Origin of the sequence: Streptomyces recifensis (assembly GCF_002154615.1) — a bacterium.
GTDB lineage: Bacteria > Actinomycetota > Actinomycetes > Streptomycetales > Streptomycetaceae > Streptomyces > Streptomyces griseoluteus.
This window is the reverse complement of record NZ_MUNH01000563.1, coordinates 1-10,779: the sequence shown is the minus strand read 5'-3', so window position 1 is coordinate 10,779 and position 10,779 is coordinate 1. Positions and strand designations below refer to the sequence as shown.

General features: G+C 70.3%; 12 protein-coding genes and 1 pseudogene. 1 reads left to right on the top strand and 12 read right to left on the bottom strand.

The features are described from left to right. The first annotated feature begins 261 nt into the window (after positions 1-261). Complete coding sequence (locus CCN33_RS25985) at positions 262-966, top strand: TIGR02391 family protein (protein ID WP_140394677.1); 705 nt, start codon at positions 262-264, stop codon at positions 964-966. A gap of 36 nt (positions 967-1,002) precedes the next feature. Here the strand turns inward: CCN33_RS25985 and CCN33_RS25980 are convergent, their stop codons facing one another. The 12 genes and pseudogenes from CCN33_RS25980 to CCN33_RS25925 all read right to left on the bottom strand — a co-directional run. Further along, complete coding sequence (locus CCN33_RS25980; protein ID WP_086695896.1) at positions 1,003-2,286, bottom strand: tyrosine-type recombinase/integrase; 1,284 nt, start codon at positions 2,284-2,286, stop codon at positions 1,003-1,005. Between the two features lie 84 nt (positions 2,287-2,370). Then, positions 2,371-2,598, bottom strand: a complete 228-nt coding sequence (locus CCN33_RS25975; protein WP_086695895.1) for a helix-turn-helix domain-containing protein — start codon at positions 2,596-2,598, stop codon at positions 2,371-2,373. 339 nt (positions 2,599-2,937) lie between these two features. Continuing rightward, complete coding sequence (locus CCN33_RS25970) at positions 2,938-4,500, bottom strand: YfjI family protein (RefSeq protein WP_244173943.1); 1,563 nt, start codon at positions 4,498-4,500, stop codon at positions 2,938-2,940. Next, positions 4,497-4,817 carry a hypothetical protein gene (locus CCN33_RS25965; RefSeq protein ID WP_244173942.1) on the bottom strand — a complete coding sequence of 107 codons (321 nt, stop codon included), beginning with the start codon at positions 4,815-4,817 and terminating at the stop codon, positions 4,497-4,499. The genes CCN33_RS25970 and CCN33_RS25965 overlap by 4 nt, the downstream gene beginning before the upstream one ends. Continuing rightward, positions 4,814-5,749 (bottom strand): bifunctional DNA primase/polymerase, encoded by a 936-nt coding sequence (locus tag CCN33_RS25960; RefSeq protein ID WP_086695893.1) that lies wholly within the window; start codon positions 5,747-5,749, stop codon positions 4,814-4,816. Before CCN33_RS25960 ends, CCN33_RS25965 begins: the two co-directional genes overlap by 4 nt. 91 nt (positions 5,750-5,840) lie before the next feature. After that, complete coding sequence (locus CCN33_RS25955; RefSeq protein ID WP_107483993.1) at positions 5,841-6,314, bottom strand: hypothetical protein; 474 nt, start codon at positions 6,312-6,314, stop codon at positions 5,841-5,843. 11 nt (positions 6,315-6,325) lie between these two features. Further along, entirely contained in the window at positions 6,326-6,520 is a 195-nt protein-coding gene (locus CCN33_RS25950) for a hypothetical protein (RefSeq protein WP_086695892.1), read from the bottom strand. Positions 6,521-6,534: 14 nt separating this feature from the next. Continuing rightward, the gene (locus CCN33_RS25945) at positions 6,535-6,792 is read right to left on the bottom strand and encodes a hypothetical protein (RefSeq protein WP_086695891.1); all 258 of its coding nucleotides are present in this window, start codon (positions 6,790-6,792) and stop codon (positions 6,535-6,537) included. Between the two features lie 140 nt (positions 6,793-6,932). Beyond that, complete coding sequence (locus tag CCN33_RS25940) at positions 6,933-9,113, bottom strand: cell division protein FtsK (protein WP_086695890.1); 2,181 nt, start codon at positions 9,111-9,113, stop codon at positions 6,933-6,935. Positions 9,114-9,194: 81 nt separating this feature from the next. Continuing rightward, a complete protein-coding gene (locus tag CCN33_RS25935) occupies positions 9,195-9,536 on the bottom strand; it encodes an RRQRL motif-containing zinc-binding protein (protein ID WP_086695889.1) in 342 nt (113 codons plus the stop codon). Beyond that, positions 9,533-10,144, bottom strand: coding sequence for a GGDEF domain-containing protein (locus tag CCN33_RS25930; RefSeq protein ID WP_086695888.1), 612 nt, complete (start codon positions 10,142-10,144; stop codon positions 9,533-9,535). The genes CCN33_RS25935 and CCN33_RS25930 overlap by 4 nt, the downstream gene beginning before the upstream one ends. Beyond that, positions 10,141-10,779 (bottom strand): annotated as a pseudogene (locus CCN33_RS25925) (conjugal transfer protein); the annotation flags it as partial. The pseudogene CCN33_RS25925 and the gene CCN33_RS25930, both read right to left, overlap by 4 nt.

Genomic DNA, 10,779 nt, shown 5'->3' with positions numbered 1-10,779 from the left:
CCTGCAAAGCGAGTTACGCGGGTTCGATTCCCGCCACGGCCTCTGGTTGAGTGACCAGGCACGACAGAAGGGCGGCACCCACGTAGGGGGCCGCCCTTCCCGTTGTCCGTCTCAGTTTCCGTCTCAGTTGTGGTTGCAACGCGCGGCTTGGTGGACAGTCCCCCACCAGCTCATCGTCGTCGCCGTCCCGTCCATCTCAGTCAGCCGGCCGAGCGCATAAATCCTCATCGCTCCGGGGGCTTGGCCCCCTACGCTCCACATGTGGATCGCGACTGGATGCGTCAGAAGCTCGAAGCGTTCGATGACCTAGTAACCCAGTACTGGAATGTCCGGTATGTCAACGGTGACACGACACAGGAACGTAAGTGGCTTTTCGAGGCTGAACCCACAGTCGTGAGAATCTTGCGCCGTCTTGATCCCAGTCTCGTGGAGGTAGAGGTACTCGGGGAGGACGAGTGGCAGGGACTGACCATCAACTTGAATGCGGTCCGTCGTGCCATCGGCATCCTCGCGGACATGGACGAGTGGACGACTCGGTTGGCGCCGGATGGTCCCTCTATGCCTGCGGATGGATTCCACCCATGGGTGTGGGATGCCGCCCGCACCTTCTGGGAGTCCAAGCACTATCGCGCAGCCGTTCACGCGGCCGCTACGTCAATCAACGCCCATCTGCAAGAAAAGATCGGCCGACGTGACGTGTCGGACGCCAAGCTCGTCCAGGAGGCCCTGAGCGACAAGGCTCCGGAGCCGGGCAAACCCCGGCTCCGGATACTGGGTGACCCGGCAGAGCCAGGGGTCCAAACGCGGCAACGTGGTGCTCTTCAGCTTGGCCAAGGGGCGTACTTCGCTCTTCGAAACCCAGCCGCTCACGAGACGGGTGACTTGGCTGAGCAGGAAGCCTTGGAACAGTTGGCCACGTTCAGCGTGCTGGCGCGGCTGATCGACGTGTGCCACGTAGTGACATAGCGCTGTGGGGGCAGGCTTAACGCCTGCCCCCGCAGGTCAACCATCCGAGACCGGTACCCCAGCCGCCTCGTCACCGTCATCGTCCGGCCGGTCCATCTCAGCTCGCCAGATCAGACCGTCCACTTGTCTCGCAATGTCGGCCCTCACTGCGTCGACCATGTGCTGATAGCGAGCGGCCATGGCTGTCGTTGACCACCCCATGAGCCCCATGACGGCCCGTTCAGGGATGCCGAGGATGAGTAGGACCGTGGCGGCCGTGTGGCGCGCATCGTGCAGACGCCCGTCCCGAACCTTTGCCTCTGCCAGCAATGCCTTCCACTCAGCCCAGTCGCGGCGGTGGGACGGACTACGGCCGCGCTCGTCCGGGAAGACGAGGCCGTTTTCCTCCCAACACTTCCCGGCCACCAGTCGCTCTGCTTCCTGCGCCTTGAGATGAGCGCGCAGTAGGTCAGCGAGTTGCTCCGGGAGACCGACCGCGCGGCGGCCGGCGCGGGACTTGGTGGTAGAGATCTCCGGGTTGGTGCGTCTCCTCTGTGGGCAGTACCCGGCCGCCTTGCGTCCGCAGGGCTCCACGCACCCGTGTGCGTACTGCGGCCGGTGGCGACTAGTGCGCACCACGAGGAACCCACCATCGAGGTCCACGTCTTCCCACTTCAGGGCCAGCACCTCCCCTTGACGCAGTCCGAGGGCAAGCGCGACCGCCCAGCGTGCGGAGTTACGGTGCTGGGCGGCGGCCCTCAGCAACCGCTGTACCTCTTGGACGCTGTAGGGCTCCACCTCGTACTCGCCCGTCTTGGGGGCCTTGGCCAGCAAGACCGGATTCTTGCCGAGGTGGCCCCGCCGCACCGCCTCGTTGAGGGCGGCCCGGAAAGTCCGGTGCACCTGGTGAGCAGTCGCGGGCTTGCTGCCGTTGGCCTGCATCTTGGCGTAGAACACCTCGATGTGCTCAGGGTTGAGCCTGTCGAGACGGTGAGCGCCCAAGCCGGGAATGAGGTGCTTCCGCACGGCCACGCCGTACCCGACCATCGTGTTGTCGTTCACGGCAAGGGGCGCGACATTCTCAATCCAGTGAGTCAGCCACGCCTTGACCGTCCACGCCTTGCCTGGCTTCCGCACGGTCTTGGCATCGCGCTGCTTCTCCAGCTCGCGGACAGCCTCCGCTACCTCGCTCCTGGTCTTTCGTTCGACGTGCCGGCGGTCCGGCGTGCCATCGTCCCGGACGCCAACGGTGACGCGGCCGTGCCATTTGCCGTCCTTGCCGAAGTAGATCGAGCTTCGGCCGTTCGGCTGGCGGGTGCGCTTCTTCTTGTCCTCTGCCACAGGCAGGCTCCTATTTCCTGGTGTCGGGATGGACACCGGGGCGGCGGGCTGTCCTGTCCGGGAGTGCCGCCGCCCCGGGCGTCGTCAAGCGGCGCGCTGGGCGGTACGGAGACGGCTGACGTAGGCGGCCGGCGCATCGACGGGGACGCGGCGGAGTCCACCGATCAGAACGGACTCCAGTTCGCCGGTGCGGATGAGGGCGAAGCATGTGGTCCGGCCGATGCGGAGTCGTCGGGCAGCCTCCTCGACCTTGAGGAGTACGAGGGTCGTGTCGTCGTCGGCAGGGGTGGCGAGGGTGCCGTGTTCGTCCAAGGCTCACTCCGGTGGCTGAGTTCACGGGCTGATGCCGCCGCACAAACCGCAAAATCCGCAGAAAAGCCGAGGGAGCCCTCTGACCTGTGGCGATGCGGTGCGCGGGTGGTGGTGGATGGTGCTCCGCAGAAACCCGCGATATTCCGCAAAAATCAGGGGCGGTGGGTGGCGGCCCCCGAGCTGAGGGGTGGCACTCGGTTTTTTGCGGAATTTTGCGGGATTGTGCGAGGCGGCCTCGGCCGGGGCGGGGCGGGAGCCGCGTCGCAGGTCAGCGGGGGTGTCCGGGCTTTATTGCGGATTTTGCGGTTTGTGCGAGAGGGATCGTGCGTGTCGGTCGCGTCACCGGCTGCCCTGTCGCAGGCCGGGGTGGGCAAGCAGACGGGGCGCCGGAGGGCGTCCTCGCTTGCCGGTGCGCTCGGGCTGGTAGGACCGCAGGTATCCGTGGTCTTCCAGCAGGGCAAGGGCGGGTTCGAGGTCGGCAACCGTGGGGACCTCGGCACGGGACAGGACGGTGAAGACGTCCCGGCGACTCACGTCCTCCCACCGGTTGTCCCGCAGCGCTTCCAGGACGCTGCGGGCGCGGGACAGGACGGGGTCGGCGCCCATGACGTCGAAGACGGCGAGGGCGTGGGCGGTGTAGTAGTCCCCCAGCTCGATGGCCGCGCGCATGGTGTCTTCGGTGACGGGGTGGGCGTAGCCACTGCCGCCGTGTTCAGCGAGGTGCAGCAGTGCGGCCATGCGGGCGGTGGCCCCGGCGAGCTTTCCGGCCCAGTTGGAGATGTGGCCCAGCGTGCCGCCGCGTGCCTTGAGCTGCGGTTCGATGCGTTCCTGATAGGCGATCAGGGCCGCGTCAGCTTCCGGGCTGAGCTGGATGACGGCCGGGTCGGTCCACTCCGCCAGGGACAGGGCGAGGTCGATGACCCGTGCGGTGTAGGTGGCGGCCGTCTCCTCGGGGACAGGGTCGGTGATGATCTCGCGGTCGCCGACCATGGACACCGGCAGGGAGTACAGGAAGCGGGCCAGCAGTCCGCGCCCCTCGAACCCTTTCACCTTGCCGATGTCGCGCAGCACGTCCGGCTGTACGGCGAGGCCGATGGTGAGGGCGGGGGCGTCGATGTACTCGCGGCGGGTCTGCCGGTTCACCCTCAGCCGGTCCCCGGCGTGCCCCTTCAGGAAGACCTCCATGTTGGGAGCTCCCGAGTAGCGGCCGGCGATGATGTCGAAGATGCCGCCCTCCGCGCTCATTACCGACAGTCGGCCGCCCTGTTCGGCCATGAGCGAGGTGACTGTCTCCGGGGTGGAGTCGTCAGCCAGCAGGACTGGTTCGGCTGGGACGGTGAGCGTGCCGGCGGTCTGCGCGAGGCCCACGGCAGTGGCCACCATCTGATCCCGCTTGTCGCCGTCGGCGGACGCGGCCTTGGCGGCAGCCTTGTCGGCTGCTTCCTTGGCCAGACGTGCCGTCAGCTCCGCTTCCACGATCACCGGCTGCATCGCCGTCTTGAGCTGCTTCTCCGCCTCGTACAGAGGGTTGGTGAGCAGGGCGAAGACGGCGGACTTGCGGTTGGCAGGCGGGAGCGCAACCACGGTGTAGAGGTTGGTGGGCTCGCGCCAGTTGCCGCGTACGTGGACCACGGACCGGCCGCCGGCCGCCGTGGCGAGCACGGCGAGGGCAACCGATCCGGCAAGGTCCACCGGGGTCTGCGTCTCCTGCGCGACGGCCGCCACAAACCCCCCGAGCCACGCGGGGAAGACGTGGGCCGGGAACGGCGGGCGCTCGCGGCGGCCGGTGAGGGGAATGGGGTCCTCCCACACGTCCGGCAATGTGTCGTCCTCGCCGGGCGGGTCTTCCAGGGTGGGCAGTCCGGCCCACAGGTCGGGGCTGTACACAGGCTGGGAAGTCATGAGGCGGCCCTCCCTTCGGCGGTGGTGTGCGGGCAGATACCGGTGATGGCGCGAGCGGCGAGCCGGATGACAGCCGCGCGGCCCCGTGCGCGTTCGTGCTCACCGCAGGCACAGAGCCAGTCCGCGACGGCGATGCCCTCGCACTGGACCTGAAGTCCCGGCGTGATGCCGGCGACGGTGACCGTCTGCGGGTCAGAACCAACAGCGATACGGACGCCCTTGCGGGCGACGCCCTTCGGTTCGCCCACGGTCGGCCGGGGCGGCCCCTGCACGGCGCCTTGTAGGCCGTTCGAGGGGGTTCGGGATGCTTCGTTCATGCCGCGCCCTCCGCAGCCGTCTCAAGGCCGTTGACGACCGCGCGGCGCGCGTAGGACTCCGGGACGCCCACCGAGATGGCGGCCGTCACGATCTCCTCACCGATAGCGGCGAGGCCACACGGTCCGGGACACGCGGTGTGTTGTGCGGCGAGGAACCGGGCGACGCCGAACGCCTGCGATCCCGCGCCGGATTCGGTGCGGGCCCGTACGAGAGCGAGGCCGCGTTCCAGGCCGGTGCGGACGTAGCGCTCGGTGTGGCGGCACCCGGTGGCCACCGACTGGCACCACGGAGCGCTGGCCGAAAGAGAAGAGACCACCTCACCGCGGGCGGGGGTGGTCTCTTCCTTCACCAGCAGGTCGCGCACGGCCGCCGGGAGAGCGGCCATGTGTCCGGTTCCGGGGCCGAGCCAGCGCGCGTACTGCATGGCCGACTTGATGTCCACGCCGGGCCGGACGGCGTTCGCCGACGCCATGGCGCCCCGGTAGAGCCAGTGCTCGCCCCGCGTCGTCGGAACGGTGCGGGTGGCGGGCAGCGTCTCGCGGGCCCACGCGACGGCCGCCGCGTTGTCCAGGTCCACGACCGTCAGCCCGGCCCCACCGGGGTGGTAGGCGACGGCCACCGCTTGCCGCCACACCGGTGCCCACACAGGCGAGGTGAGCGTGTGCGGATCGGTGGTCGCGGCGGCCCACGCGTGGCACGGCATCGGGCAGACGCAAGAGCCCGGCGTCTTCATGTTCGGCCGGCCGCCGCACCGGGGCGGGGAGCCCCCGCAGGTACGGCAGTTGCCGAACGGGACCTTGCCCGCCCGCAGAGGCAGCACCGGGACGCCGGCCGCCGCGAGAGCGAGAGCGGCCCGCAGAACGTCGGACGCTCGCCTAGATCGGGCGGCCGGGGCAGATGGGGCCTCGCCGAAAGCGCGCAGTTCGGTCATGCTGTAGGTCTCCTGTTCTGCTACGTCGGGATAGGGAGACCGGGGGCGGCGGGTTGTCCTTGTCCGGGAGTGCCGCCGCCCTCGGGCGTAGCTAGCCGTGGAAGTGGTTGCGCTTGATCACGGCCCGGCGGATGTTGACCGTGCTGCCCTTGCCGACGCTGATGACGCGGGCGGGGGCGCGCAGGGCGAGAACGATGACCGCCACCCACACGAGGGCGCCGCCGCTGATTCCGGCGGCAGCACTGACGACTTCGCCGACGCCGTAGCCGATTCCGGCCGCGAGGGCGCCGCCTCCGAGTCCGGCCCCCAGGAACCGTTGGGCGACGGGGTCAAGGAGCGGGAGCGGGGTGAGGTCGCGTGGCTCCGTGGCAGCGACGGTGGCGGGGGCGAGGTGCTTGGGCATGGGCACCATGCGTCCGTACGCGTCGGGCACCCACACCACCGGCCCGCGTTCGGCAGGCAGTTCCACGGCGACCGGGGTTGGCGCATACAGGGCCGGGGAGGCCGGGTCGTACGCCGTGGCAGTGGGGAGGTCCGTCCGCAGGGCGGGGGCGTGTTCGTTCATGTCGGGTCTCCCTACTTGCCGAAGGCGGACAGGGCGTCGGCGGACGCCTGCACGAGGTTGTGGATCGGTCCGTAGGCGCCGGTCCCGGCGACGAAGAACCCGAACAGGAACAGGACGACGGCCGAACCGCCCCCGGCAGACTTGGTCTTGAGCGCGAGGGCGGACGCGGCGCCGAACAGCAGCACCGCGGAAATGTTCAGGATCATGGGAAGCCTTCCGGTCAGGGGGTGTCGGTTCCGGCGCGGTAGATGCGGGCCCACCGGTTGTAGAGCCATCGGCCGGCGCGGATGCGTTTGCCGGTGGCGCGGCAGCGGCGGCAGTCCTTGCCGCGCTTTAACCGGCCCTTGCGGTCGGTCTTCATCGCGTGGCCCATGCCGTGGCAGCGGCGGCAGTCGCCGAACGGCGAGGCCGCACACAGCCCGCCGTAACCGAGCGTGACGGCGAGCAGGCAGGCGATAGCGAGGAGGATGGGGGTCATCAGGGCCCTCCGGGGCGGTTTTCGGGGGTTTCCGCAGGTGGGCCGCTATCCGCTAGCGGCCTGATCAGATCCGGTTTGGGGCGCTAGCGGGGCCGCTAGCGTTAGCGGGGTGTGCCGCTAGCGCTAGCGGCCCCAGACGGTCAGCCCGCATCCCGGTTTCCGTCACGCTCCGCAATCGCGGTAGTGATGTGGGAGCGGTCGATGCCGCGCCGGTTGACGACCTTGCCGTTGACCCGGCGGCCCACCTGGATGGTGGCGATGCCGTGCGGCTTCAGCGCGGCGGCGAGCCCCTCGGGGTCCCACCCGTCGTAGACCTCCGCCCGGAGTTCGGCGAGGCGGGCGACGACGGTTTCGGACCACACCTTAGGCTCGTCGGCCGGGACGACGGCGAGGATGTCGCGCAGCAGGTCGTACGCCGCGCTCTCGTCCGCCTCCGGTTCCTCCCCCAGCGCGTGGCCGGACAGGGTGCCAGCCAGCTCGCGGGCCTTGCGGGCACGGGCGCCGATGGCTTCGGCGGCCGGGGCGTCCACGTACACCGAGCCGACGATCCGGGCGTCCGAGCCCTCGCCGACGAAGTAGTGGATGCCCTTGTCGGCCCAGGCGAACATGGTGGCGCGCACCCCCCGCTTGTAGGCGGAGGTGCCCAGCACCATGTCGTTCTCCAACTGGCCCATGACCTTCAGGCAGAACCGGGCCGAGGCGTTCGCGCTGATGCCCGTGGGCAGCGCCTTGGCGTCCGGGCGCTGCGTGGCCAGCAGCAGCACGATCCCGGTGGCCGGGCCGCGCTTGACCAGGTCGGTGCAGATCTCTTCGAGTTCCTTGCCGTACTTGTCGTGCTCGAACCAGACCTGGCACTCATCCACCCCGATCACGATCGGGTGCAGACCGAGCGAGGCCTTGTTCGCCAGGTCCGAGGTGACCTTGGACTCGGGGCAGATGTCGCGGGGCAGGGAGCGGATCATCTTGGCGCGGCGGCGCAGTTCCTCGCGCAGGGCGCGCAGGTCCCGTACCGCGTACTCGATGTCCTCCTCCTCGTCCCCGGCCCGGTGGCGGTGGGAGACGGCGTTGCCGACGGGGTCGAGGTCGCCGGTGCCCTTGAGGTCGTAGGTGTGCAGTTCGGCACGCGGGTCGAGGGCGGCGATGAGCAGCAGCAGGCGCAGGAGGAAGGTCTTGCCCATGCGGGGGATCGCGCCGATGACGGCCGCGATGTACATGAGCGTGATCTCCACCCAGCGTCCGCGCTGGTCGGTGCCGAACGCGACCGGCTTGAACAGGTCCACGCTGCCGGACTTCAGCAGCGGCCAAGTCGGCTTCTTGGCCTTGGACATGTCCTGGTCGCCGACCCACATCACCAGGTGCCCGGTGTGCTCGTTGGGCACGGCCTCCGGCCACACACAGCCCAGCGGGCGGCGCAGGCCGGACGCGAGGCGTTCGCGCTTTTCGATGATGTCGGTGACGGTGACGCCGAAGGGGAGGTTGCCCTCCGCACGCCAGCCGGGCCCGTCACGGGTGATCGGGGCGGTGAACTCGAACCCGTCCCGGCCCTTGCCCTGCGCCTGATTGATCGCGGGAATGCCGAGTGAACCGAGCGCCCGCAGCACGATGTCAGACGTGAGCTTGGAAGCCGCGGGCAGTTCCACCGCCCGGTGGATGACCGGGTCGTCCGCCTTGCGGCCGGCCGACCCGAGGGCGAGCACGACCGCGCCGACCGAAAGGGCCTGAAGCCATGCGGGGGCCAGGACGTAGATGGCGAGCGCGGCACCGAGCCCGGTGAACATGGCGAGCACGGTGACCAGGGCCCGCAGCCGCACCCGGCCGTCCCGCTGGCGCGACAGCTTCAGGTACTCGGCCGCATCCTCCCGGCGCACGGCGGCCAGACGGACCGCCTCGCCCTCGCGGTCGGCCGCCCACCGCATCGTGCCGCCCACGAACTTCGCGGCCCCCGAAGGGGCTTGCAGGGTCAGGCGAGCGGCGTAGACCGGGGAGCGCAGCGCGTGATAGCCGACCGAGTGGGCGTAGTGGCGGGCCACCCATGCGGCGGCCGTGCGCAGTTCGGCGGTCGACCGCAGCCAGACCGGGACCACGTCCCGGCGCTTGGCTGCGGCCAGTCGACCCAGGTAGCCCGGCCCTGTCGCGGTCGGGGCAGGCCGGTCGACCATGACGGCGGTGGTCGGGTCGTCCGATGCCGGATCGGCCGGCTCGCGGGCGGCGCGGGCCTTGTCGAGGTCGACCACATCGGCCCCCGCGTCGGCCGCTGGGTCGGCGGTTATCTCGGCTTCCAGCCGTTTGAACAGTTCGTTGTCGTCGTCGGGGTGCTTCACTGAGGGTCCTTCCACTCTTCGGGTGTGAGGAGAGCGGGCCCGGCCGGCGCTGTAGGAGGTGGACGGCCGGGCCCGTGAGATTCATGCAGCGCGCTGTTCCTCGGAATAGGCGCAGGGCACGCAGGTTCCGAGCGTTCGCGGGATGACGTATCCGGCATCCGCGCCGCACTCGGGGCAGCGGCGACGGGCGCGCATCATCGCGGCGTGAGCCCGCCATCGGCCCGGCGTCATCGGCCGGACCGGCTTGGCGAGGTCGACGCGGTACAGGTAGGCAACCAGCGGCGGCCGACCCCGCCTCCGGGGACGTTCGAGCTGGGCAGCGACATCCTGACCACCGGGGCGCAGGTCGCGGGCCCGCAGTTGGCGGCGGGTGGCGTAGCCGTCCGGGGCGAGGTGCCACCGGTAGACGGGCAGGGTGCTCATGCCGCGCCGCGTCGTCCGGGACGACGGCCTGCCACCGATCCGAGTAGCCGTCCGAGACGGGCCCGCCGGGGTCGGCCGGACCGCTTGGCCGCGTACATGGCCTCATCGGCGCGACGCAGCAGCGCGGACAGATCCTCGCCCCGGTGGTCGGCGGCTCGAACCCAGCCCAGCGACACCGTGGTGTGCACCTCGGGAGCGTCTTCGACCGGTCGGGCGAGGACGCGCGCGAGGATGTGCAGCCGGTCGGCCATCGTGCCGTCTCGGTCGATGACGACGGCGGCGAATTCGTCCCCACCGAGCCGCCCCGCGACCCCGCCGGGAGCAGTGCCGTGGGCGAGTCGCGCGGCGACCGTGGTGAGCAGCACGTCACCGGCCGCGTGGCCGTGGATGTCGTTGACCTGCTTGAAGTGGTCGACATCGGCGAGCACGACCACGGCGCGCGGGTCGCGCAGCAGGCGGCGGGCGCGGCGGGTGAAGGCGTCCCGCGTCCACAACCCGGTGAGCGGGTCACGGCGGGCGGTGGTCAGCCGACCATGGAGCCACCGGGCGTGGACCGCCCACCCGATGACGGGCGGCACTGCCGGTAAGAGCTCGGCGAGGATGCTCACGGCGCCACCGCCACGGCGGCGCGTTCGGCGAGGACGGCGTCACGCAGCTTGCGGGCGTTGGCGGGCGAGGTGCGCAGGGTCCGCCGGATGCCCTCCCCGGTCACCTCAGCGTCCGTCCACCCGGCCGTAGCCTTCCGTGCTTCCGCCATGAGCTGTTCGAAGGTGCGGCGGGTGCGGGTCGACTTCGCGGCGACCGGGACGCGGCCCGTCGCCCGACGCGGCGCGGTCGACACGGCGGGGACCGTACGGGAGCGTGCCGGGGCGATCGGGACCGGCTTCACCGCCGGGACGACGGCGGGCATCGGCTTCATGCTCGTACCCGACTTGCCGAGGTCGACCGGCGCCGGGGCGGGCACCGTGAGCCGCGTGAGCACGACCGTGGCCGGGGTCGATTCCGGCAGGTCAGGGGTAGACCGTTCTCGACTACTTCCAGACGATTCCTCCGTATTTGTGATTGCGGCAGGGGCCGGGGCGGCGCCGAACATGGAGGCGAGGGCCGCGTCCGCGCCGTCGGTGATCCGGTCGCGCTGTACGTCCAGCAGCCTCGATCCGAGCGCGGTGTCCCCGACACCGACCTTGCGGGCCAGACGCCACGACGCCCGATCGGACCGCTTCCGCACCCGGTCGACCGGGTG